Source organism: Pseudomonas sp. G11, from assembly GCF_029457515.1.
Classification (GTDB): Bacteria; Pseudomonadota; Gammaproteobacteria; order Pseudomonadales; family Pseudomonadaceae; genus Aquipseudomonas; species Aquipseudomonas gorinensis.
The window spans coordinates 3,045,106-3,066,669 of the sequence record NZ_CP120377.1 but is presented as its reverse complement, the minus strand read 5'-3'; the positions used below and the strand labels follow the sequence as shown (position 1 = coordinate 3,066,669).

Here is a 21,564-nt window from a genome sequence, read left to right as displayed (position 1 = left end):
TTCAGACTCGCTCGATGGCGCGCTCGCCGAACAGGCCGGCGGGACGGATATACAGGAAGGCCAAGGCCAATACATAGGCGAACCACGGCGTGATGCCGCCGCCGATCAACGGGCCGATATACACCTCGGCAAGGTTTTCCGCCGCGCCGACAATCAGCCCGCCGACGATGGCCCCGCCAATCGAGGTAAAGCCGCCGATGATCAGCACCGGCAGGGCCTTGAGCACCACCAGCGACAGCGAAAACTGCACGCCCTGGCGCGCCCCCCAGAGCAAGCCGGCCACCAGCCCGACAATCCCCGCCACCGCCCAGACGATCTGCCAGATACGGTTGAGGTTGATGCCGATGGACAGCGCCGCCGTGGTGTCATCCGCCACCGCACGCAGGGACACACCGATGCGGGTCTTGTTGAACAGCAGCGCAAGGACCGTCACCAACAACACGGCAGCCGCGGCCGCGATCAGATCGAACTGACTGAGCATCAGCGGCCCGATGAACAGCGGCACGTCATCAATGCCCAGGTCCAGTGCACGCACCTGGGACCCCATCAAGCCCTGGGCCAGGCCCTCGATGATGAACGACAGGCCAAGGGTGGCCATGAACAGGGTGATCTGCGAACGGTTCACCAAGGGCCGCAGGACCAGGCGCTCGATGAGCAAGGCACCGACGATCATCACGATCACCGTCAGCAGCAGTGCCAGGGCAAACGGCACGCCCTGGTCATGCAGGCTGACGAAGGTCAGCGCGGCAAACAGCAGCATCGAGCCCTGGGCAAAATTGAACACACCGCTGGCCTTGTAGATCAGCACGAAGCCGATGGCGACCAACGAATACATGGTGCCGGCCAGCAGGCCGCCGAGCAGGGTTTCGAAGAAGAACGTCATTCGTTTGCCACTCCGAGATAAGCCGCGATCACATCGGGGTTGGCCTGTACCTCGGCGGGGGTTCCGTCGCCGACCTTGCGCCCGTAGTCGAGCACCACCACATGGTCGGACAGGCCCATCACCACGCCCATGTCGTGCTCAATCAACACCACGGTGGTGCCCAGGTCGCGGTTCACATCGGCGACGAAGCGTGCCATTTCCTGTTTTTCCTCAGCGTTCATGCCCGCCATGGGTTCGTCGAGCAGTAACAGGCTAGGCCCAGCGATCAATGCCCGGCCCAACTCGACACGCTTCTGCAGGCCATAAGAGAGGTTGCCCACCAGCACATCACGCTGAGCTTGCAACTCAAGAAACTCGAGAATGCCCTGGGCGCGCAGGCGGAACGCTTCGGCTTCCCGGCGTGCGCGCGGCAAGCCCAGGGCTTGTTCAATAAAACGGCTGCGCATATGCCGCGACAGGCCGGTAAGGATGTTGTCGAGCACGCTCATCTTCTTGAACAGCGCGTTGTTCTGGAAGGTGCGACCAATGCCCCGGCGCGCGGCACCCAGCGGGTCGATGCGCTGGAAGTGCTGGTCTTCGAAGACGATCTCGCCAGCATCGAAGCGGTACACGCCGTTGAGCACATTGAGCAATGAGCTTTTACCGGCACCATTGGGACCGATCAGCGCGCAGATCTCGCCGCGCGCCACCTCGAAGGACAAGGCATTGATCGCCTTGACGCCCTTGAACGACAGCGAGATATCCCGCACCTGGAGAATGGCTTGGCTCATGCGATGTCCCGTTTGAATTCCGCCAGCCACACCGGCGAAGGGGTGGATTTGTGGGGTTGCCAGATGTAAGCCAGGCGCTGAAAGCCGAGCAGCTTGCGCACACGGTTTTTCAACAGGCGACGCAGGCCGCTTTGCGGGTGGGCGATGGCCCAGTCGCACAGGCGCCGACGCCAGGTGCCATGGGGTGCAAGGCGACTTTCGATTTCGTCGGCCAGGTGCTGCAAGCGTGCGGGTGACAACAGCAAGCCGGTGGGGGCGACTTCGCTGCGATCGCGCCGCGCCGAGGCCAGGCTTTCCGGAAAGGCCAGGCCATGGCCGCTGTTCAGCCATTGCTCCAACACCACCGCCAGCCCCCCCTCCCAGTGGGTGCCCTCTTCGCTCCACAACGCGGTTTCGCCGCTGGGTTGCCACCAGCGTACGAGGTGCTGCGTCGGGTCGATCGGGCCGAGCAACGGGGCAAAATCCAGCAGGTTGGCCGACTGCCAATGCCGCACTTGCTGACGGTCCTGGGTGTAGGCATGGGTGGGACGGATGCGCCATAAATGTTGTTGCAGCGCTTCGGGCTCCAAGTCATCGGCCAGGGTCAGGACTTGCCCGCCGATGGCTTGAGCCGCAAGAGCCAGGAGCAACAGGTTCGGCTCGAACGCCCCGCTGAGGGCCAAGCGCGATTGCTCGTCAAAGCCCTGCTGACGCAAGCCATCGGCCAGGCGCTCCACATCTCGCAAGGCGTCGATCCAGCGCCACGCATACCACTGGCCCTGGCGCTTGTGGCGCAAGGCGGTGTGCAGCGGCGTGGTCTGCGCCCAGTGGTGCAGTTGTTCCAGCGCGTTGGGCAGGTTGCCGAGCCGCTCGGCGGGCCATTCCAGGGCCAGCGGGCTTTTTAGTACGTGCACGCTCATAGGGGTAAAGCTCCTACTGGGAGTTAAGCGTGCGGTGGTCCGCTGGCTGTCTGGGGTCAAGCGGTAACGGTAAATAGCAATCAGAGCAAAGCATTAACTATGCCAATGCAGAATTGCCTTCAAACTCAGCTAATTCATAGGCCTACAACGACGGGCAGAAGCCTCGTTGAACAAAGTGCATATCAACTGTTGCTGGAGCAACAGAAAGCCAACTAAGCCGTCGGTGTGAGCAACAGCGACCTCATACCTAAACCTGCTTAGCCACACGAGCATGAGCGTATCTTTCGAAATAAAAAAAACTCCCGCTATACCTGTCAAACCTGACAGTAGACGTCGCACATCCCCCCGAATAATCTTTAGCCTCATGCTCCCACAGAGGAAGAATCATCATGAACACTTCCGGAAAAATCTCAGCCAACACATCTCTAAAGTGCACTGCAACGATCAAAGACGAGGAAGATGAATATGACGCATTCGATGGCGTTCACTATTCACTATTCATGAATGACCTGCCACTCAAGTGGCTCCTCAACATACGCACCGAAAAAAATGAGAACCAAGACTTTCAAGAATTTTCTTTTTTTATCCCTAACGATGGCGACGTCACTGACAAAACATACGCCATCACTTCAGACTTCACTACCACCTCTGGCGTTAATGCCCTCTGGTCAAAATCAGGCCCCTTCTCTCAAATCAACTACACCGCCACCGAAGGCAGCCTGAAACTGACATTTGACAATAGCACCAAAACAATCAAGGCGACTTTCAACTTCAAGGGTCAGAACAGGGGTAAAACAGTCACCGTGAGTGAGGGCGTTCTGGAGCTTGTGGGGTTCACAGAAAGCAGAAGAAATTATGCGGCACCGACGGTTGTGTGCGACCTGAGTCGCGATATCAATGCACGCTATGAGTCTAATGAGGATAATCTATACATCAGTTCAAATAACCAGATCGCGGGATGGTCGCGAGCGTTTGCGACAAGGCCAGACGTATACGACTATCGAATAGCCATATTCATTTCAAGAGACCTTCCGACAGGCACCTACGCTATCAGTGAAGACAGCAAAGAGGTCAGTGTTATTTTTTATAACATGAGTGGATCTTATATCTACCATGGCGAAGAAGGTCAGTTGACAATACGTTCACTCCCCAACGTTGACAGTAACAATAACATTACGGGAACCTTCGCAGGAACGTTCAACTTTGTGGCCGGTGCAACCGACCCCAGTGGTGGGCGACACTTTACCGAAGCACGCAATGGCGTTTTCAGTATTACTCGATAGGCGTTTATCTTTCATGCGGGGTTTGCGATCTTTATCACATCCCCCGCTGAACCATTTACACAGCAGGATCATATGTGTACTTGTCTCACTGCAAACCTTCCAAAATCCTGTAACCACTGCCTGGATGGGAACTCGACAACCTTGCTCCGTTGCCAAATAACTTCTCGCGCAACGTGCCCTGGGCATATTCAGTCTTGTACACACCGCGCTTCTGCAACTCCGGCACCAGCAACTCCACGGCGTCGATGAAGGTTTCGTGAGTCAATGCATAGGCCAGGTTGAAGCCATCCACATCGGTTTCTTCCACCCACTCCTGCAACAGATCCGCCACGGTTTCCGGACCACCGACAAACAGCGGGCCAAAACCGCCGATGCCGACCCAATCGGCGAGCTCGTTGGGCGTCCAGACCTTGTTCGGGTCTGCCGTGGAAAAGGCTTCCACCGCCGATTGAATGGCGTTGGTATGCACATGCTTGAGCGGTTCATCCGGTTTGAACTGGCTAAAATCGATACCGGTCCAGCCGGAGATCAGCGCCATCGCGCCTTCGTAGCTGACGTAGGATTTGTACTCGTCGAACTTGGCTTTGGCCTTGGCATCCGTCTCGCCGACGATCACCGTCTGCAGGTTGAAGATCAGGATTTTCTTCGGATCACGCCCGGCCTCGGCGGCACGACGGCGGATGTCGGCAACGGTCTTTTTCAGCAAGACTTTAGATGGCGCGGCGACGAACACACACTCGGCCTGTTCAGCGGCGAACTGCTTGCCACGGCTGGACGCACCGGCCTGGTACAGCACCGGCGTGCGCTGCGGCGAGGGTTCACACAGGTGAATACCGGGCACCTGGAAGTGTTTGCCGACATGACGGATCTCGTGGATCTTGCTCGGGTCGCTGAAAATCCGGCGCTCGCGGTCGCGCAACACGGCGCCCTCCTCCCAACTGCCTTCCCAGAGTTTGTAGCAGACCTCCAGGTATTCCTCGGCGTAGTCGTAGCGCGCGTCGTGTTCGGTCTGGGCTTTCTGGCCGAGGTTCTTGGCGCCGCTTTCCAGGTAGGAGGTGACGATGTTCCAGCCGATACGGCCCTTGGTCAGGTGGTCGAGGGTGGAGAGCCGACGGGCAAATGGATACGGATGCTCGAAGGACAGCGAGGCAGTCAGGCCGAAGCCCAGATGCTCGGTGACCAGCGCCATCGGCGCGATCAGCGACAGCGGATCATTGACCGGCACCTGGGTCGCCTGGCGAATGGCCGCGTCGCCATTGCCGTTGTACACATCGTAGATACCCAGCACGTCGGCGATGAACAAGCCGTCGAACTTGCCGCGCTCAAGGATTTTCGCCAGGTCGGTCCAGTACTCCAGGTCCTTGTACTGCCACGAACGGTCACGCGGGTGCGCCCACAGGCCGGGCGATTGGTGGCCGACACAGTTCATGTCGAAGGCATTCAAGCGGATTTCACGGGACATCAAAGCACTCCGTTGAGGTGATAGTTGCCGACGATCTGGTATTTCCAGCGCAACGGGTCATCGAGGCTCGACGGCAGTTCGGTGCGTTGGCCGGTCAGTTCGAATTCGGCGTTGCTCGCGGCGATGAGGGCTTCGGCGGCGGCGATCTGCGCTTCGGTGGCGGCCACCGGGCTGGGGTGGGTTTCAGCGCGTTCCAGCAGGGCGGCGGCCACGTCGACGCGGATCTGTAGATCACCGAAGCGGCTGATGACATAGGGGTCATCGCTTGTCTCGACATGGCGGCGGGTGCTGTCCAACAGTTGGCGCGCAAGGCTCAGTGCGGTCATGGTCAATCCTCAGTTCCAGGCGTGGCGCGCGGGCTTCACGCCGTTGAGCACGAAATTGCCGATCAGGTGGTATTTCCAGCGGGCCGGGTCGTGCAGGGTGTGGGTGCGTGCGTTGCGCCAGAAGCGGTCAAGGTTATGTTTGCCGGTGACGGAGCGGGTGCCGGCCAGTTCGAAGAGCTTGCTGCTGGCGAGCAACGCGGTTTCGGCCGACAGGACTTTGGCCTGGGCGACGATCAGTGAAGCGTTGGCGACGGTGTCTTCATTCGGTTCGGCCAGGGCCAGGTCCACAGCCTTGCCGGCCTTGGCGAGGATGGCTTCGGTGCCGTGCACACGCCATTCCAGATCGCCGATGGCGGCGATGGTGAACGGGTCTTGCCAGCCGTGATCCTGCTGGCTGTCGATCCAGGGTCGCGCCTGGCGCGCATAGATCTTGGCTTGTTCAAGGGCGCCCAGGGCGATGCCGGTGTCGACCGCCGCCTGGATGATCTGTGAAATCGGGCCGTTGGCGGTGGGTTGATCGAAGGCCTGGTGAGCGGGGATCACCGCGCTGAGGGGCACGGTTACGCCATCGAGGGTCACGCCGCCGCTGGCGGTGGTGCGCTGGCCGAAGCCGTCCCAACTGTCGATAACGGTGAGGCCTGGCGCATCGCGTTCAACCAAGGCAATAAACGCCTGGCCGCGCTCGTTATTGCCAACGGTGGGCACCAGATGGGCGAACAGCGCACCGGTGCAGTAGAACTTCTCGCCATTGATCTGCGCGGTGTCGCCGTGAAAACGGATCTGGGTATCGAAGGTGCCGGCGTTTTTGCTCTTGGCCTCGGAGAACGCATTGCCGAAACGGTAGCCGGCCAGGACCTTGCCGAAGTAGTGTCGCTTTTGTTCCTCGGTGGCGGTTTGCAGCAGGATATCCACCACGCCCAGGTGGTTCTGTGGGATTTGCCCCAGTGAAGGGTCGGCAGCGGAGATCAACTTGATCACCTCGGCCACGGTCACATAGGACACCTCGGCGCCGCCGTAGGCTTTGGGAACGGTGATGCCCCACAAGCCGCTGGCGGAAAACTCGTCAAGCTCGGCAAGCGGCAGGCGCCGCTCACGGTCGCGCGCACTGGCGTCGACCGCAAAGCGTTCGGCCAGGCGCCGGGCGACCTCGATGGCTTCCGCGTCCGAGCGGATGATATGGGCAGGGTGTTGAGGGTGGGCAGACATGGGCCGACTCCAGGCTCCGAGGGGATGCTGGAGTGATTGCAGGAGTCGTGCCTGAATTTAATCGTCAGTAAAATCAGTGGGTTGCTGCGTATACGGGCGCGCAACCGCGGTTTCAAACCAGCAAAGTGTCCATCCACTGTTGGCTGGCAAACAGTTAGATCACCACATTGCGCACAAAGCGCACGGCAACGTGGCCGTCATTGCGATAGGCATGGGGCTGGTGGCTGGCGAACATGAAGAATTCGCCGGCACCGATGGTGTTTTCCTGGTCGCCGACCACCAACGTCAGGCTGCCCTCGAAGACGAACAGTTGCTCGCTCCACCCTTCCAGGTCGGGGTCCGGGCAATAGCGATCACCCGGCTCAAGGCGCCACTCCCACAATTCGACCTCACGCCGCGCCGTGGCCTTGGCCAGCAACACCGCCTTGCTGCCGTCGATTTCGCCGGCCCAGGCCAGCTCGTTGATGCGGCTGTGATCGCGCACATCCGGCGCCTGGATCAGGTCGCTGAACGCCACATCCAGCGCTTCGGCCACACGGTCGAGGGTGGACAGGCTGACGTTCTTCTCCCCCGCTTCGATGGCCACCAGCATGCGCCGGCTGACCCCGGACTTTTCCGAAAGCGCAGTCTGGCTCATGTCGGCAGCATGACGCAGGCGACGAACGTTCTGGCTGACGTGCTGCAGGACCGAAGCCCGTTGTGGATTTTCTTTGTGCACTATATTGCTCAATGGGTGGGTGTGCGCAGTATACTGCCCAGCGTGCGGCGCATTGTGCGGTCCGTGCCTTTCCCTTGCAAGACCGAGCCGCCATGACCACCCCGAAATCCTCCCCGCGTTTCAACCGCTTCAGCAAAGCCGAATGCATCCTGGTGTTTATCACGATGATTTGGGGCGGCACGTTTTTGCTGGTGCAACACGCCATGACCGTCAGCGGGCCGATGTTTTTCGTGGGCCTGCGCTTTGCCGCGGCGGCGGTTGTGGTGGGGTTCTTTTCCTTGCGGACCTTACGCGACCTGACGTTGTTCGAACTGAAGGCGGGCGTGTTTATCGGCGTGGCGATCATGTTCGGCTATGGCTTGCAGACCATTGGCCTGCAGACGATCTTGAGCAGCCAATCGGCGTTCATTACCGCGCTGTATGTGCCGTTTGTGCCGTTGCTGCAATGGCTGGTGCTGGGCCGTCGTCCGGGGTTGATGCCGAGCATTGGCATCATGCTGGCGTTTGCCGGGTTGATGTTGTTGACCGGGCCGGCTGGGGCATCGCTGAATTTCAGCGCTGGGGAGATCGCGACCTTGATCGGTGCGGTGGCGATAGCCGCCGAGATCATTTTGATCAGTGCGTTTGCCGGGCAGGTAGACGTACGCCGGGTGACCGTGGTGCAACTGGCAACGGCGTCGCTGCTGTCGTTCCTGATGGTGGTGCCGATGGGCGAAGCGTTGCCGGGGTTCTCCTGGCTGCTGCTGTTCAGCGCCGTGGGCCTGGGCCTGACCAGTGCGGTGATCCAGGTCGCAATGAACTGGGCGCAGCAGAGCGTTTCGCCGACACGGGCCACGTTGATCTATGCCGGGGAACCGGTGTGGGCAGGCGTTGTGGGGCGGATCGCTGGCGAGCGGTTCTCGCCGATTGCGATGCTGGGGGCGGCGTTGATTGTGGTGGCGGTGATTGTGAGCGAGATGAAGACGCGCGGGCAAAAGGCGCAGGCGCTGGAAGAGGCGTTGGAGCAAGAGCGTCAGAATTGAGGCAGCTGGGGGCTGCGAAGCAACCTAACGCGGGCAAGCCCTGATGCCAGTCTGTCAAGGAGGAACACGGTAACTGTGGCAAGCGGGTGTGTTGTAGCAAGCAGGCTTGTTGTGGCAAGCGGGCCTGTTGTGGCAAGCGGGCTTGCCCTAATGCCGTTCAGTTAAGGTTTTTTTGTAGGAGCGAGCTTGCTCGCGAAGAACTCACAGACGCCGCGTTCATTCAGGAAACACGCGTTATCGTTGACGTTTTTCGCGAGCAAGCTCGCTCCTACAGAAGGCGATGTCCGCTTAACTGAACGGCATTAGGGCTTGCCCCGCGTTGGGCTGCGCAGCAGCCCCAATAAGAACGCTGCGGTGTGCCAGGCTGCTCCCGGGGCTGTGTTTTGGGGCTGCTTCGCAGCCCAACGCGGGGCAAGCCCGCTCGCCACAACAAGCCCACTTGCCACAGCAGCCACAGGGGAGCGATCAGGTCCGAAACACTGCCAAATGGGATTATTCGACCTATCTTGTAGGATCCTGCCACATCTTGCCGTTTGGTGATCACGAAAGCGGCACGTATGATGCATCCCAAACTCCTGCAGATTAGAAGCCTATGTCCCTGATAGTTCTACTGCTTCTGCCTTTCATTGGCAGCTGTCTGGCGGCCTTGCTGCCGCATAACGCACGTAACACCGAATCCCTGCTGGCTGGCCTTGTGGCCCTGGTCGGAACCGTTCAAGTCGCCCTGCTCTACCCCCAGATCGCCCACGGTGGCGTGATCCGCGAAGAATTCATGTGGTTGCCCAGCCTCGGCCTGAATTTCGTCTTGCGTATGGACGGGTTCGCCTGGCTGTTCTCGATGCTGGTGCTCGGCATCGGCACGCTGGTGTCGCTGTATGCGCGTTACTACATGTCGCCGGACGATCCGGTGCCGCGCTTCTTCGCGTTTTTCCTGGCGTTCATGGGCGCCATGCTCGGCCTGGTGATTTCCGGCAACCTGATCCAGATCGTGTTCTTCTGGGAACTGACCAGCCTGTTCTCGTTCCTGTTGATCGGCTACTGGCACCACCGCGCTGATGCACGGCGCGGTGCGTACATGGCGTTGATGGTGACGGGCGCCGGTGGATTGTGCCTGCTGGCGGGCGTGATGCTGCTGGGGCATATCGTCGGCAGCTATGACCTGGACAAGGTGCTGGCGGCGGGTGATCAGATTCGTGCGCATTCGCTGTACCCGGTGATGCTGGCCCTGGTGCTGATTGGCGCGCTGAGCAAAAGCGCGCAGTTCCCGTTCCACTTCTGGCTGCCCCACGCGATGGCAGCGCCCACCCCGGTTTCAGCCTATCTGCACTCGGCGACGATGGTGAAGGCCGGCGTGTTCCTGCTGGCCCGCCTGTGGCCGTCGCTGTCCGGCAGCGAAGAATGGTTCTATATCGTCGGCGGTGCCGGCGCGATTACCCTGCTTCTCGGCGCCTACTGCGCCATGTTCCAGAATGATCTCAAAGGCCTGCTGGCCTACTCCACCATCAGCCACCTCGGGCTGATCACCTTATTGCTTGGCCTGAACAGCCCGCTGGCCGCCGTCGCAGCAGTGTTCCACATCCTCAATCACGCCACCTTCAAGGCCTCGCTGTTCATGGCGGCAGGCATCATCGACCACGAAAGCGGCACGCGGGACATCCGCAAACTCAGTGGCCTGGTGCGCTTGATCCCGTTTACCGCGACCCTGGCGATGGTGGCCAGTGCATCCATGGCCGGCGTACCGTTGCTCAACGGCTTCCTGTCCAAAGAGATGTTCTTCGCCGAAACCGTGTTTATCTCGGCAACCGCCTGGGTGGAAATCGCCCTGCCGATGATCGCGACCATCGCCGGTACGTTCAGCGTGGCCTACGCCCTGCGCTTTACCGTGGATGTGTTCTTCGGTCCGGCCGCCACCGACCTGCCGCACACACCCCACGAGCCGCCGCGCTGGATGCGCGCGCCGGTTGAGCTGCTGGTGTTTACCTGCCTGCTGGTGGGTATCTTCCCGGCCCAAGTGGTCGGTTCGATCCTCGCTGCCGCCGCGCTGCCGGTGGTCGGCGGCGTGCTGCCGGAGTACAGCCTGGCGATCTGGCACGGCTGGAATGCACCGATGATCATGAGCCTGGTGGCCATGTCCGGCGGTGTGGTGCTGTACCTGCTGCTGCGTAAGCAACTCAAGCGTGGCCGCTTCAAATACCCGCCAATCATCAGCTACTTCAACGGCAAGCGCGGCTTCGAACGCAGCCTGGTGGTGATGATGCGCGGCGTGCGCAAGATCGAGAAACGCATCAGCACCAAGCGCCTGCAGACCCAATTGTTCCTGCTGGTGCTGGTGGCCGTGATCGGCGGCATGATCCCCGTGATCAACAGCGGCCTCAGCTGGGGCGACCGGCCGAAGATCCCGGGCTCCATCGTGTTCGTGACCCTGTGGTTGCTGGCGATTGCCTGCGCCCTGGGCGCTGCCTGGCAAGCCAAGTACCATCGGCTGGCCGCCCTGACCATGGTCAGCGTGTGTGGCCTGATGACCTGCATCACCTTCGTGTGGTTCTCGGCGCCGGACCTGGCGCTGACGCAACTGGTGGTCGAAGTGGTCACCACCGTGCTGATCCTGCTGGGCCTGCGCTGGCTGCCACGGCGGATCGAAGAAGTCTCGCCACTGCCCAGCTCGCTGCGCAAGGCACGCGTTCGGCGCCTGCGCGACTTCCTGCTGTCCACCGTGGTCGGCGGCGGCATGGCGCTGCTGTCCTACGCGATGTTGACGCGCCAGACGCCTAACGACATCTCATCGTTTTACCTCAGCCGCGCCCTGCCCGAAGGCGGTGGCAGCAACGTGGTGAACGTGATGCTGGTGGACTTCCGCGGCTTCGACACCCTCGGCGAAATCACCGTGCTCGGCGCCGTCGCGCTGACCGTCTACGCCCTGCTGCGGCGCTTCCGCCCGTCAAAAGAGAGCATGGAATTGCCGCCGCAACAGCGCCAGTTGGCGCCGGACGTGGCCACCGACCTGGTCAACCCGCGCCAGGCCAGCGACACCGCCCTGGGCTTCATGATGGTGCCGGCAGTGCTGGTGCGCCTGCTGCTGCCGATTGCGCTGGTGGTGTCGTTCTACCTGTTCATGCGCGGCCACAATCAACCGGGCGGCGGGTTTGTCGCCGGGCTGGTGATGTCGGTGGCGTTTATCCTGCAATACATGGTCGCCGGCACCCAGTGGGTCGAGGCGCAGATGAGTTTGCGGCCGATGCGCTGGATGGGCTTCGGGCTGTTCTCGGCGACCCTCACCGGGCTGGGTGCGTTGTTTGCCGGCTACCCATTCCTCACCACCCATACGTGGCATTTCAGCTTGCCGGTGCTGGGCGACATTCATATCGCCAGCGCGTTGTTCTTCGACGTCGGCGTGTACGCCATGGTCGTCGGCTCGACCCTGTTGATGCTCACCGCCCTCGGTCACCAGTCGGTACGGGCCCATAAACCGAGCAACCAGGCCAAAGTGGTTGCCGCAACGGAAGGAGCCGCCTGATGGAAGAAGTCATTGCAATTGCCATTGGGGTCCTGGCTGCCTCGGGCGTCTGGTTGATCCTGCGGCCACGGACGTTCCAGGTGGTGATGGGCCTGTGCCTGCTGTCATACGGGGTCAACCTGTTCATCTTCAGCATGGGCAGCCTGTTTATCGGCAAGGAGCCGATCATCAAGGACGGCGTGCCGCAAGACCTGCTGCATTATACCGACCCCCTGCCCCAGGCACTGGTGCTGACGGCGATCGTGATCAGCTTCGCGATGACCGCGTTGTTCCTCGTGGTGCTGCTGGCATCGCGGGGCCTGACCGGCACCGACCATGTGGACGGCCGGGAGCCCAAGGAATGAACCTGGCGTACTCCCTGATCGCCGCGCCGATCCTGCTGCCCCTGCTGACCGCGGCATTGATGCTGATGCTTGGCGAAAAGCGCCGGCCACTCAAGGCCCGTATCAACCTGTTCTCGACCCTGCTCGGCCTCGGCCTCTCGGTGTTCCTGATGGGGTGGATGCACGGCAGTAGCGATGCGGTGGTGGTTTACCTGCTGGGCAACTGGCAAGCGCCGTTCGGCATCGTGCTGGTGGCGGATAAGTTATCGGTGCTGATGCTGGTACTGACCGGCATCGTCGGCGTCAGCGCGCTGTTGTTTGCCATGGCCCGCTGGGACCGTGCCGGCACCAGTTTCCATGCGCTGTTCCAGATTCAGTTGATGGGCTTGTACGGTGCCTTCCTGACCGCCGACCTGTTCAACCTGTTCGTCTTCTTCGAAGTGCTGCTGGCCGCGTCCTATGGCTTGATGCTGCACGGTTCGGGGCGCGCACGGGTGTCGTCGGGGCTGCATTACATCGCGATCAACCTGCTGGCCTCGTCGCTGTTCCTGATCGGCGCGGCGATGGTCTATGGCGTCACCGGCACGCTGAACTTCGCCGACCTGGCGTTGAAAATCCCGCTGGTGCCGGAAGCCGATCGCGGCCTGTTGCATGCCGGCGCGGCGATCCTCGCCACCGCATTCCTGGCCAAGGCGGGCATGTGGCCGCTGAATTTCTGGTTGGCACCCGCCTACTCCTCGGCCAGCGCGCCGGTGGCGGCGATGTTCGCGATCATGACCAAGGTCGGCGTGTACACCGTGCTACGTTTGTGGACCCTGCTGTTCTCTGGCCAGGCCGGCGCGTCGGCACTGTTCGGCGGCGACTGGCTGGTGTACGGCGGCATGGCCACGATCATCTGCGCCTCACTGGCCATGGTGGCGGCGCAGCGCCTGGAGCGCATGGCCAGTCTGAGCATTCTGGTATCGGCCGGCATCCTGCTGTCAGCGGTGGGGTTCGCCCAGCCAAGCCTGACGGCAGGCGCATTGTTCTATCTGGTCAGCTCGACATTGGCGCTGAGTGCCCTGTTCCTGCTGGCGGAACTGATCGAGCGATCGCGCTCGGCCAACGACCTGCCTTTGGATGAAGAAATCGATGCGCTGCCCAAAGCCATGGAGTCCTTGCATCCACGGCCAGGCGTCAACCTCGATGACGAACAGAAAGCCGTGGTCGGCCAGGTCATTCCCTGGACCATGGCGTTCCTCGGCCTGAGCTTTATTGCCTGCGCCCTGCTGATTATCGGCATGCCCCCGTTGTCGGGGTTTATCGGCAAACTCAACCTGCTGAGTGCGCTGCTCAATCCGATCGGCCTCTGGTTCAGCATTGATGAGCCGATTCGCCCGGCTGCCTGGGGCCTGGCCGCCTTGTTGATCCTGTCGGGCCTCGCATCGCTGATGGCCTTCGCCCGCCTGGGCATCCAGCGCTTCTGGACCCCGGAAGAGCGCCCTTCGCCGCTGCTGCGCCGCTTCGAATGCCTGCCGATTTTCTTCCTGCTGGGCTTGAGCGTCGTGCTGACATTCAAGGCCGAACCGCTGATGAACTACACCCTGGACATCGCCAAGAGCCTGAACAACCCAGAACGCTACGTAATGGCCGTCATGGCTCAGCGCCCGATACCCAGCCCCGAAGCCCGCGCCGCGCTGGAGGTGCAACCATGAAGCGCCTGTTCCCTGCCCCGTGGCTGTCGCTGGCGTTGTGGGTGCTGTGGCTGGTACTCAACCTGTCCGTCAGCCCCGGCAACCTGCTGCTAGGGGCACTGCTGGGCTTTCTCGCGCCGCTGCTGATGGCGCCACTGCGTCCGCTGCCGATCCGCATCCGCCGCCCTGGGGTGATCATCCGCCTGTTCTTTCTGGTCGGCCGCGACGTGATCATCTCCAACCTGCAGGTGGCCTGGGGGGTGCTGGTGTGCGGCTCGCGACCACCGCGTTCGCGCTTCGTCAAAATCCCCCTGGACCTGCGCGACCCCAATGGGCTGGCTGCGCTGTCAATGATCACCAGCGTGACGCCCGGTACCGTCTGGTCCGAACTGGCCCTGGACCGCAGCATCCTGCTGTTGCACGTGTTCGATCTGGATGACGACGCGCAGTTTATCCAGCACTTCAAACACGCCTACGAACGGCCCCTGATGGAGATCTTCGAATGAGCCCCCTGCTCTCCAATGCGATCCTGTTCAGCCTGTTCCTGTTCTCCCTGGCCATGGTGCTGACGTTGATCCGCCTGTTCAAAGGCCCCTCGGCCCAGGACCGGGTACTGGCGCTGGACTACCTGTACATCCTGGCGATGTTGATGATGCTGGTGCTGGGTATCCGGTATGCCAGTGACACCTACTTTGAAGCGGCGCTGTTGATCGCGCTGTTCGGCTTCGTGGGCTCATTTGCCCTGGCGAAATTCCTGCTGCGTGGGGAGGTGATTGAATGATGCCGTTATGGATGGAAATCGTCGTCGCGGTACTGTTGGTGTTGAGCAGCGTGTTCGCACTGATCGGCGCGATTGGCTTGCTGCGCATGAAAGACTTCTTCCAGCGCATGCACCCGCCGGCACTGGCCTCGACGCTGGGCGCGTGGAGTGTGGCGTTGGCATCGATTATCTATTTTTCGGTGCTCAAGTCCGGACCGGTGCTGCACGGCTGGTTGATTCCGATTTTGCTGTCGATCACCGTGCCGGTGACCACCCTGCTGCTGGCAAGGACCGCGCTGTTCCGCAAGCGCATGGCCGGTGACGATGTGCCGGCCGAGGTCAGCAGCCGCCGCTGACCTCTCAGACAGACTCGATTGAAAATGTGGGAGAGGGCTTGCCCTCGATTGCAGTGTGTCAGCCTGTGCATCTGATACTGATACACCGCCATCGGGGGCAAGCCCCCTCCCACACTTGAATGGGTGCCAGGCATAAGATCTGATGGGGCCGCGCAACGCTTAGCGGTAGGGCGCCTACAGGATCGGTGCGCCAAATCTGTTCAGGCGTGGCATCCAATGGTCCAGGATCTCCGCCGACGCCAGCACATGATGCGCCCGCCCGATCAACAGCCGACGTGGAACAACGCCGATATACCGGGAGTCATCGCTGTTATCGCGGTTGTCCCCGAGCATGAAGTAACTGTCGGCCGGCACGGTGACTGGGCCGAAATTGCGTAAAGCCCGAACCGTAGGCATGAACTGGATGGTGCGCTGACGGGTATCTTCCCGCTCCGTCAGCTTGATCCCCGGCACCGTATGGCCGGGAACGATGGGTTCACTGATGTCCTGCGCGTCACTGTACGTGGCAGGCACGCCGTTGACCCACAACACCTCATCCTTCATTTCCAGGGTGTCACCGGGAATACCGACGATGCGCTTGATCAGGCGCATGCCATCCTTGGGCGACGAGAACGTCACCACATCGCCGCGCTGGGGGTTATCGAGTTTGGCCAGGGAGATGTCCGTGAGCGGCAGCTTGAGGTCGTAGGCCACGCGATTGACCAACACCACATCGCCCTCCAGCAATGTCGGGCGCATGGAGCCAGAGGGAATGGGATTCCAGTCGGCCAGGGATGTACGGAAAACGCCGAAGCACAACCAGAAAATAATTGCGTAACGGTAACGGATCAACCAACTTCGCATACATCCTCGCACGGCAGAAAGGGGGCGTAAGGGCTATCTTTATCGCCGCTCGGTTGTTACACGCAAAGATTAAATTAACATTAGCGCCAGGCTAAAAGCCCCCGTTGACTGTCGTTGCGTCCAGCGCATAAAGAGGAGTGTCCACCATGGAGATCAAATGTTCTGTCTTTATCGCCGCCAGCATCGACGGCTTTATTGCCCGTCCAGACGGTGATATCGAATGGTTGCTCCGGCCGGAATATGAAACCGCTGAGTTGAAAGGCATGACCTATGAACGCTTTATCGCCACGGTCGATGCGCTGGTGATGGGCCGAAAAACCCTGGAGAAAGTAGTGTCCTTCCCCAAGTGGCTCTATGAGGGTACACCGGTCATTGCGCTCTCTCACCAGCCGCTGCAAATCCCTGCACATCTGGAGGGCAAGGTCGAGGTCATGGCGGGAGATGCAACCACACTCGTGGCGGCGTTAGCTGAGCGCGGCATGAAGCATCTCTATATCGACGGTGGCCAAACGATCCAGGCGTTTCTTGAAGCGGGCCTGATCAATGAGCTGATCATTACCCGTATCCCGGTTTTACTCGGGCAAGGGATCCCGCTATTCAGTCAGGTTGGCAGTGAGCATGAGCTCCACCACGTCGGAACGTACGTGTCGGACAATGGTTTTGTGCAGAGTCGATATCAAGTGGCAGCAGGCTCTCGCACCGCGCAATAGGGGGCAAGCCCCCTCCCACACTGGATCGCGGGTGGCAGGTGGAGAGCCGCCCGGCTGTGGATCGCATGGATACCGCCAATCCCACACTGGATCGGGTGAGCCGCTCACTAAAAACAGGGCGCAAAAAAAACGCCCCGAACCAGTCGGGGCGTTTTTTATTCAGGGTTTGCTGATCAAGCCTGGTCGGCCAACCGCCACGTCGTCCCGCCTTTGCCGTCTTCCAACACCACACCCATCGCGGTCAGTTGGTCACGGATACGGTCGGATTCCGCCCAGTCCTTGTTGGCACGAGCCGCCAGACGCGCCTGGATCAGCGCATCGACCTCAGCCGCATCCACACGCCCTTCGGCGCCGGCTTGCAGGAAGTCGTCGGCTTCCATCTGCAACACGCCCAGGACGCTGGCCAGTTCTTTCAAGCGCGCCGCCAGGCCCGCCGCTGCGTCGAGATCACTCTCGCGCAGGCGGTTGATCTCGCGCACCATTTCGAACAGCACAGCGCAGGCTTCGGGGGTGCCGAAGTCGTCGTTCATCACTTCGGTAAACCGCGCCACGAAAGCTTCTCCGCCAGCCGGTGCAACGGCGGGCAAGCCTTTCAACGCGTGGTAGAAGCGCTCCAGGGCGCCTTTGGCGTCCTTGAGGTTGTCTTCCGAGTAGTTGATGGCGCTGCGGTAGTGGCTGGATACCAGCAGGTAACGCACCACCTCCGGGTGGTACTTTTCCAGTACGTCGCGGATGGTGAAGAAGTTGTTCAAGGACTTGGACATCTTCTCGCCATTGATGCGGATCATGCCGCAGTGCATCCAGGCGTTGGCGTAGGTCTTGCCGGTGGCGGCTTCGCTTTGGGCGATTTCGTTCTCGTGGTGCGGGAACTCCAGGTCGCTGCCGCCACCATGGATGTCGAAGGTCTCGCCCAGGCAGCAGGTGGACATCACCGAGCATTCGATGTGCCAGCCCGGACGCCCGGCGCCCCATGGCGATTCCCAGCTTGGTTCGCCGGGCTTGGTGCCTTTCCACAGCACGAAGTCCAGCGGATCCTGCTTGGCCTCGTCGACTTCGATGCGCGCGCCGATGCGCAGGTCTTCGATTTTCTTGCGCGACAGCTTGCCGTAGCCCATGAACTTGGCGACGCGGTAGTACACGTCGCCATTGCCTGGGGCGTAGGCGTAGCCCTTGTCGATCAGGGTCTGGATCATCGCGTGCATGCCAGGGATGTGGTCCGTGGCACGCGGCTCCATGTCCGGCTTGAGGATGTTGAGGCGCGCCTCATCCTCGTGCATGGCGGCGATCATGCGCTCGGTCAGCGCGTCGAACGACTCGCCGTTTTCGTTGGCGCGGTTGATGATCTTGTCGTCGATGTCGGTGATGTTGCGCACATAGGTCAAGTCATAGCCGCTGAAACGCAACCAGCGGGTCACCAGGTCGAAGGCAACCATGCTGCGACCGTGGCCGATGTGGCAATAGTCGTACACGGTCATGCCGCACACGTACATGCGCACCTTGTTGCCATCCAGCGGCTTGAAGACTTCTTTGGTCTTGCTGAGTGTGTTGTAGATCGTTAGCACGACAGTTCCTTAAAACAGAATCACTGGCCCCACGAATCACGCAAGGTCACGGTACGGTTGAATACCGGCTGACCTGGTTTCGAGTCCTTGATATCCGCGCAGAAGTAGCCTTCGCGCTCGAACTGGAAACGGTCTTCCGGCTGTGCGTCGCCCAAGGATGGCTCGGCACGACAACCGGTGAGCACTTGCAGGGAGTCAGGGTTGATGTTGTCGAGGAAGCTGGCGCTGTCTTCGGCCTTTTCAGGATTCGGCGAACGGAACAGGCGATCGTACAGACGCACTTCGCACTCGATGCTGGCAGCGGCCGGCACCCAGTGGATCACGCCCTTGACCTTGCGGCCTTCAGGGTTCTTGCCCAGGGTTTCCGGGTCGTAGGAGCAACGCAGCTCGACGATGTTGCCATCGGCGTCCTTGATGGCTTCGTCGGCACGGATCACGTAGCTGCCGCGCAGGCGCACTTCGCCGTTCGGCTCCAGGCGCTTGTAGCCTTTTGGCGGCTCGTCCATGAAGTCATCGCGGTCGATGTAGATTTCACGCGCGAACGGCAGCTTGCGCACGCCCAGTGCTTCGTTCTGCGGATGACGCGGCAGCTCGAGGTTGTCGACCTTGTCTTCCGGGTAGTTGGTGATCACGACTTTCAACGGGCGCAGCACGCACATGGCACGCGGCGCGTTCGCGTCGAGGTCCTGGCGGATGCTGAACTCGAGCATGCCGTAGTCGACCACGCCGTCGGAGCGGTTGGTACCGACCATCTCACAGAAATTGCGGATCGACGCCGGGGTGTAGCCGCGACGGCGGAAGCCCGACAGCGTCGACATGCGCGGGTCGTCCCAGCCATGCACGTGCTTTTCATCCACCAGTTGCTTGAGCTTGCGCTTGCTGGTGATGGTGTAGTTCAGGTTCAGGCGGCTGAATTCGTACTGGCGCGGGTGCGCCGGTACCGGCAGGTGCTCCAGGAACCATTCGTACAGCGGGCGATGGCTCTCGAACTCCAGGGTGCAGATGGAGTGGGTGATGCCTTCGATGGCGTCCGACTGACCGTGGGTGAAATCGTAGTTGGGGTAGATGCACCACTTGTCACCGGTCTGGTGGTGGTGGGCATGGCGGATGCGGTACATGATCGGGTCGCGCAGGTTCATGTTCGGCGAAGCCATGTCGATCTTGGCGCGCAGCACGCGGGCGCCGTCCGGGAACTCACCGGCACGCATGCGGGCGAACCAGTCGAGGTTCTCTTCTACCGAACGGTCGCGGAACGGGCTGTTCCTGCCTGGCTCGGTCAGGGTGCCACGGTATTCCTTGGCCTGCTCCGGGGTAAGGTCGTCGACGTAGGCCTTGCCGGCCTTGATCAGCTCGACGGCCCAGTCGAACAACTGGTCGAAGTACTGGGAGGCGTAGCGCACTTCACCGGACCACTCGAAGCCCAGCCACTTGATGTCGCTCTCGATGGCGTCGATGTATTCCTGGTCTTCCTTGGCCGGGTTGGTGTCGTCGAAACGCAGGTGCGTGACGCCACCGAACTCCTGGGCCAGGCCGAAGTTCACACAGATCGACTTGGCGTGACCGATGTGCAGGTAGCCGTTGGGCTCTGGCGGGAAGCGGGTGACGATCTGCGTGTGCTTGCCCGAATCCAGGTCCGCCTGGATGATCGGGCGCAGGAAATTGACCGGGACGGCAGGTCCGGCCTTGGAATTCGAGGTAGGGTCGACAGTGGGCTTGCTCATAGGATCCTTGAACAGACAGGTTCGTGGCCGGGTGGGGCCAGATAAAACAAAGGCGATATCATAGCCGATGCTGTCAACCACCTGACAGAGCACGGCCAAAAACTGCTGGTTTAATTGCCCGGGCGGTAAAAAACCACCTCGAAATTCCTGCAGGGCACGTTAAACTGCGCGTCTTGGCCGTCGTTTAGCCAAACCGGTCGTGGCGCCGAGGCGCCCGAACCCACGAATTCCCTGAAAAGAGTAGTACACATGACTCAAGTCAAACTGACCACCAACCACGGTGACATCGTCATCGAGCTGAACGCCGAGAAAGCGCCGATCACCGTCGCCAACTTCATCGAATACGTGAAAGCCGGCCACTACGAAAATACCGTTTTCCACCGTGTCATCGGCAACTTCATGGTCCAGGGCGGCGGTTTCGAGCCAGGCATGAAAGAAAAGAAAGACAAGCGTCCAAGCATCCAGAACGAAGCGGACAACGGCCTTTCCAACGACAAGTACACCGTTGCCATGGCCCGTACCATGGAGCCGCATTCGGCCTCCGCGCAGTTCTTCATCAACGTGGCCGACAACACCTTCCTGAACCACAGCGGCAAGAACGTTCAAGGCTGGGGCTACGCGGTGTTCGGTAAAGTCACCGAAGGCACTGACGTTGTCGACAAGATCAAAGCAGTTTCCACCACCAGCAAGGCCGGCCACCAGGACGTGCCAGCAGAAGACGTGATCATCGAGAAAGCCGAGATCATTGAGTGATATTGCTGATTTCAGATTTGCATCTGGAAGAGGAACGCCCGGACATTACCCGGGCGTTTCTGGATCTGCTCCACGGCCGCGCCCGTGGCGCCCAGGCGTTGTACATTCTGGGGGACTTCTTTGAAGCCTGGATTGGCGACGATGGGATGACCCCCTTCCAGCGTTCGATCTGCGCAGCTCTGCGCGAGCTGAGCGACAGCGGTACCCCGATTTTTATCATGCATGGCAACCGCGATTTCCTGATCGGCAAGGCGTTCTGCAAAACCACAGGCGCTACCTTGCTCAAGGACCCGAGTGTCGTGCAGCTCCATGGCGAGCCCGTGCTGCTGATGCACGGCGACAGTCTCTGCACCCGCGACCTCGGCTATATGAAGCTGCGGCGCATCCTGCGTAACCCGCTGGTGCTGTTTATCCTGCGTCACCTGCCACTGCGCGCCCGCCACGCGCTGGCGCGCAAGCTGCGCAGCGAAAGCCGTGCGCAGACGCGGATGAAGGCCAACGATATTGTCGACGTCACCCCGGAAGAAGTGCCGCGGGTGATGCAGCAATTTGGCGTGCGCACCCTGGTCCACGGCCATACGCACCGTCCGGCGATCCACAAGTTGCAGATTGGCGACCAGGCGGCCAAGCGCATTGTGCTGGGGGATTGGGACAAGCAGGGCTGGGCGTTGCAGGTGGATGAGCAAGGGTTTCAGTTGGCGGCGTTTGATTTTGTGAACCCGCAACTGGCGTTGCCTGGCGCCTGATCCCCAAACACCACTGATCCAATGTGAACAAAGA

The 21,564-nt window shown here is 60.8% G+C and carries 21 protein-coding genes; 11 read left to right on the top strand and 10 right to left on the bottom strand.

The genetic code is table 11. From position 1 onward, the window contains the following. Nucleotide 1 precedes the first annotated feature (1 nt). Genes P2T68_RS14205 through P2T68_RS14195 form a run of 3 tightly spaced genes read right to left on the bottom strand, consistent with a single transcriptional unit; the run spans nucleotide 2 to nucleotide 2,552 of the window. Nucleotides 2-883 carry a branched-chain amino acid ABC transporter permease gene (locus P2T68_RS14205; RefSeq protein WP_024076205.1) on the bottom strand — a complete coding sequence of 294 codons (882 nt, stop codon included), beginning with the start codon at nucleotides 881-883 and terminating at the stop codon, nucleotides 2-4. Further along, nucleotides 880-1,653: an ABC transporter ATP-binding protein gene (locus P2T68_RS14200; protein ID WP_024076206.1), complete on the bottom strand. Its 774-nt coding sequence runs from the start codon at nucleotides 1,651-1,653 to the stop codon at nucleotides 880-882. The genes P2T68_RS14205 and P2T68_RS14200 overlap by 4 nt, the downstream gene beginning before the upstream one ends. Continuing rightward, nucleotides 1,650-2,552, bottom strand: coding sequence for an AMP-binding protein (locus P2T68_RS14195; protein ID WP_024076207.1), 903 nt, complete (start codon nucleotides 2,550-2,552; stop codon nucleotides 1,650-1,652). The genes P2T68_RS14200 and P2T68_RS14195 overlap by 4 nt, the downstream gene beginning before the upstream one ends. A 389-nt stretch (nucleotides 2,553-2,941) precedes the next feature. Between P2T68_RS14195 and P2T68_RS14190 the strand changes: the two genes are divergently transcribed. Beyond that, nucleotides 2,942-3,835 (top strand): hypothetical protein, encoded by an 894-nt coding sequence (locus P2T68_RS14190; protein WP_069076520.1) that lies wholly within the window; start codon nucleotides 2,942-2,944, stop codon nucleotides 3,833-3,835. A gap of 85 nt (nucleotides 3,836-3,920) precedes the next feature. Here P2T68_RS14190 and P2T68_RS14185 read toward each other — a convergent pair whose 3' ends face one another. The 4 genes from P2T68_RS14185 to P2T68_RS14170 form a co-directional block, all read right to left on the bottom strand. Continuing rightward, the gene (locus P2T68_RS14185; protein WP_024076209.1) at nucleotides 3,921-5,297 is read right to left on the bottom strand and encodes an LLM class flavin-dependent oxidoreductase; all 1,377 of its coding nucleotides are present in this window, start codon (nucleotides 5,295-5,297) and stop codon (nucleotides 3,921-3,923) included. Beyond that, nucleotides 5,297-5,623 carry an acyl-CoA dehydrogenase gene (locus P2T68_RS14180; protein WP_193689512.1) on the bottom strand — a complete coding sequence of 109 codons (327 nt, stop codon included), beginning with the start codon at nucleotides 5,621-5,623 and terminating at the stop codon, nucleotides 5,297-5,299. Before P2T68_RS14180 ends, P2T68_RS14185 begins: the two co-directional genes overlap by 1 nt. A gap of 9 nt (nucleotides 5,624-5,632) precedes the next feature. Next, nucleotides 5,633-6,829, bottom strand: coding sequence for an SfnB family sulfur acquisition oxidoreductase (locus P2T68_RS14175; protein ID WP_277379497.1), 1,197 nt, complete (start codon nucleotides 6,827-6,829; stop codon nucleotides 5,633-5,635). Between the two features lie 154 nt (nucleotides 6,830-6,983). Beyond that, nucleotides 6,984-7,547: an XRE family transcriptional regulator gene (locus tag P2T68_RS14170; RefSeq protein ID WP_024076212.1), complete on the bottom strand. Its 564-nt coding sequence runs from the start codon at nucleotides 7,545-7,547 to the stop codon at nucleotides 6,984-6,986. Between the two features lie 92 nt (nucleotides 7,548-7,639). Between P2T68_RS14170 and P2T68_RS14165 the strand changes: the two genes are divergently transcribed. The 7 genes from P2T68_RS14165 to P2T68_RS14135 all read left to right on the top strand — a co-directional run bounded on the left by P2T68_RS14165 (nucleotide 7,640) and on the right by P2T68_RS14135 (nucleotide 15,195). Next, nucleotides 7,640-8,569 (top strand): DMT family transporter, encoded by a 930-nt coding sequence (locus P2T68_RS14165; RefSeq protein WP_024076213.1) that lies wholly within the window; start codon nucleotides 7,640-7,642, stop codon nucleotides 8,567-8,569. Nucleotides 8,570-9,161: 592 nt separating this feature from the next. Next, nucleotides 9,162-12,083 carry a monovalent cation/H+ antiporter subunit A gene (locus tag P2T68_RS14160; protein ID WP_024076214.1) on the top strand — a complete coding sequence of 974 codons (2,922 nt, stop codon included), beginning with the start codon at nucleotides 9,162-9,164 and terminating at the stop codon, nucleotides 12,081-12,083. Then, nucleotides 12,083-12,427 carry a Na+/H+ antiporter subunit C gene (locus P2T68_RS14155; protein WP_007986256.1) on the top strand — a complete coding sequence of 115 codons (345 nt, stop codon included), beginning with the start codon at nucleotides 12,083-12,085 and terminating at the stop codon, nucleotides 12,425-12,427. Before P2T68_RS14160 ends, P2T68_RS14155 begins: the two co-directional genes overlap by 1 nt. Continuing rightward, nucleotides 12,424-14,100, top strand: coding sequence for a monovalent cation/H+ antiporter subunit D (locus tag P2T68_RS14150; protein ID WP_024076215.1), 1,677 nt, complete (start codon nucleotides 12,424-12,426; stop codon nucleotides 14,098-14,100). Before P2T68_RS14155 ends, P2T68_RS14150 begins: the two co-directional genes overlap by 4 nt. Further along, complete coding sequence (locus P2T68_RS14145) at nucleotides 14,097-14,585, top strand: Na+/H+ antiporter subunit E (protein ID WP_277379496.1); 489 nt, start codon at nucleotides 14,097-14,099, stop codon at nucleotides 14,583-14,585. Before P2T68_RS14150 ends, P2T68_RS14145 begins: the two co-directional genes overlap by 4 nt. Continuing rightward, nucleotides 14,582-14,860: a K+/H+ antiporter subunit F gene (locus tag P2T68_RS14140; RefSeq protein ID WP_024076217.1), complete on the top strand. Its 279-nt coding sequence runs from the start codon at nucleotides 14,582-14,584 to the stop codon at nucleotides 14,858-14,860. Before P2T68_RS14145 ends, P2T68_RS14140 begins: the two co-directional genes overlap by 4 nt. Then, on the top strand, nucleotides 14,857-15,195 hold the full coding sequence (locus tag P2T68_RS14135) for a Na+/H+ antiporter subunit G (RefSeq protein WP_069076526.1): 339 nt from the start codon (nucleotides 14,857-14,859) through the stop codon (nucleotides 15,193-15,195). The genes P2T68_RS14140 and P2T68_RS14135 overlap by 4 nt, the downstream gene beginning before the upstream one ends. A 174-nt stretch (nucleotides 15,196-15,369) precedes the next feature. Here the strand turns inward: P2T68_RS14135 and lepB are convergent, their stop codons facing one another. Continuing rightward, complete coding sequence (lepB, locus tag P2T68_RS14130; RefSeq protein ID WP_277379495.1) at nucleotides 15,370-16,038, bottom strand: signal peptidase I; 669 nt, start codon at nucleotides 16,036-16,038, stop codon at nucleotides 15,370-15,372. Between the two features lie 146 nt (nucleotides 16,039-16,184). Here lepB and P2T68_RS14125 point away from each other — a divergent pair, with 146 nt between their 5' ends. Next, complete coding sequence (locus P2T68_RS14125) at nucleotides 16,185-16,748, top strand: dihydrofolate reductase family protein (RefSeq protein WP_024076223.1); 564 nt, start codon at nucleotides 16,185-16,187, stop codon at nucleotides 16,746-16,748. 173 nt (nucleotides 16,749-16,921) lie between these two features. On the opposite strand, the gene cysS is transcribed toward P2T68_RS14125, so the two are convergent. Both cysS and P2T68_RS14115 read right to left on the bottom strand, forming a co-directional pair. Next, entirely contained in the window at nucleotides 16,922-18,310 is a 1,389-nt protein-coding gene (gene cysS, locus P2T68_RS14120) for a cysteine--tRNA ligase (protein WP_024076224.1), read from the bottom strand. A gap of 20 nt (nucleotides 18,311-18,330) precedes the next feature. Next, nucleotides 18,331-20,031, bottom strand: coding sequence for a glutamine--tRNA ligase/YqeY domain fusion protein (locus tag P2T68_RS14115; RefSeq protein WP_277379493.1), 1,701 nt, complete (start codon nucleotides 20,029-20,031; stop codon nucleotides 18,331-18,333). A 249-nt stretch (nucleotides 20,032-20,280) separates the two neighbouring features. Here P2T68_RS14115 and P2T68_RS14110 point away from each other — a divergent pair, with 249 nt between their 5' ends. Together P2T68_RS14110 and lpxH are read left to right on the top strand one after the other, a co-directional pair. Further along, nucleotides 20,281-20,784 carry a peptidylprolyl isomerase gene (locus P2T68_RS14110; protein WP_024076226.1) on the top strand — a complete coding sequence of 168 codons (504 nt, stop codon included), beginning with the start codon at nucleotides 20,281-20,283 and terminating at the stop codon, nucleotides 20,782-20,784. Beyond that, nucleotides 20,781-21,530, top strand: a complete 750-nt coding sequence (gene lpxH / locus P2T68_RS14105) for a UDP-2,3-diacylglucosamine diphosphatase (protein WP_024076227.1) — start codon at nucleotides 20,781-20,783, stop codon at nucleotides 21,528-21,530. The genes P2T68_RS14110 and lpxH overlap by 4 nt, the downstream gene beginning before the upstream one ends. Nucleotides 21,531-21,564 lie beyond the last annotated feature (34 nt).

Excerpts from the sequence above, each read along its gene's own strand:
- lepB (WP_277379495.1), bottom strand. The coding sequence starts at position 16,038 with ATGCGAAGTTGGTTGATCCGTTACCGTTACGCAATTATTTTCTGGTTG.
- P2T68_RS14135 (WP_069076526.1), top strand. The coding sequence starts at position 14,857 with ATGATGCCGTTATGGATGGAAATCGTCGTCGCGGTACTGTTGGTGTTG.
- P2T68_RS14165 (WP_024076213.1), top strand. The coding sequence starts at position 7,640 with ATGACCACCCCGAAATCCTCCCCGCGTTTCAACCGCTTCAGCAAAGCC.
- P2T68_RS14140 (WP_024076217.1), top strand. The coding sequence starts at position 14,582 with ATGAGCCCCCTGCTCTCCAATGCGATCCTGTTCAGCCTGTTCCTGTTC.
- P2T68_RS14160 (WP_024076214.1), top strand. The coding sequence starts at position 9,162 with ATGTCCCTGATAGTTCTACTGCTTCTGCCTTTCATTGGCAGCTGTCTG.
- P2T68_RS14180 (WP_193689512.1), bottom strand. The coding sequence starts at position 5,623 with ATGACCGCACTGAGCCTTGCGCGCCAACTGTTGGACAGCACCCGCCGC.
- P2T68_RS14110 (WP_024076226.1), top strand. The coding sequence starts at position 20,281 with ATGACTCAAGTCAAACTGACCACCAACCACGGTGACATCGTCATCGAG.
- P2T68_RS14200 (WP_024076206.1), bottom strand. The coding sequence starts at position 1,653 with ATGAGCCAAGCCATTCTCCAGGTGCGGGATATCTCGCTGTCGTTCAAG.
- P2T68_RS14155 (WP_007986256.1), top strand. The coding sequence starts at position 12,083 with ATGGAAGAAGTCATTGCAATTGCCATTGGGGTCCTGGCTGCCTCGGGC.
- P2T68_RS14190 (WP_069076520.1), top strand. The coding sequence starts at position 2,942 with ATGAACACTTCCGGAAAAATCTCAGCCAACACATCTCTAAAGTGCACT.
- P2T68_RS14125 (WP_024076223.1), top strand. The coding sequence starts at position 16,185 with ATGGAGATCAAATGTTCTGTCTTTATCGCCGCCAGCATCGACGGCTTT.
- P2T68_RS14145 (WP_277379496.1), top strand. The coding sequence starts at position 14,097 with ATGAAGCGCCTGTTCCCTGCCCCGTGGCTGTCGCTGGCGTTGTGGGTG.
- P2T68_RS14195 (WP_024076207.1), bottom strand. The coding sequence starts at position 2,552 with ATGAGCGTGCACGTACTAAAAAGCCCGCTGGCCCTGGAATGGCCCGCC.
- P2T68_RS14205 (WP_024076205.1), bottom strand. The coding sequence starts at position 883 with ATGACGTTCTTCTTCGAAACCCTGCTCGGCGGCCTGCTGGCCGGCACC.
- P2T68_RS14115 (WP_277379493.1), bottom strand. The coding sequence starts at position 20,031 with ATGAGCAAGCCCACTGTCGACCCTACCTCGAATTCCAAGGCCGGACCT.
- P2T68_RS14175 (WP_277379497.1), bottom strand. The coding sequence starts at position 6,829 with ATGTCTGCCCACCCTCAACACCCTGCCCATATCATCCGCTCGGACGCG.
- P2T68_RS14185 (WP_024076209.1), bottom strand. The coding sequence starts at position 5,297 with ATGTCCCGTGAAATCCGCTTGAATGCCTTCGACATGAACTGTGTCGGC.
- P2T68_RS14150 (WP_024076215.1), top strand. The coding sequence starts at position 12,424 with ATGAACCTGGCGTACTCCCTGATCGCCGCGCCGATCCTGCTGCCCCTG.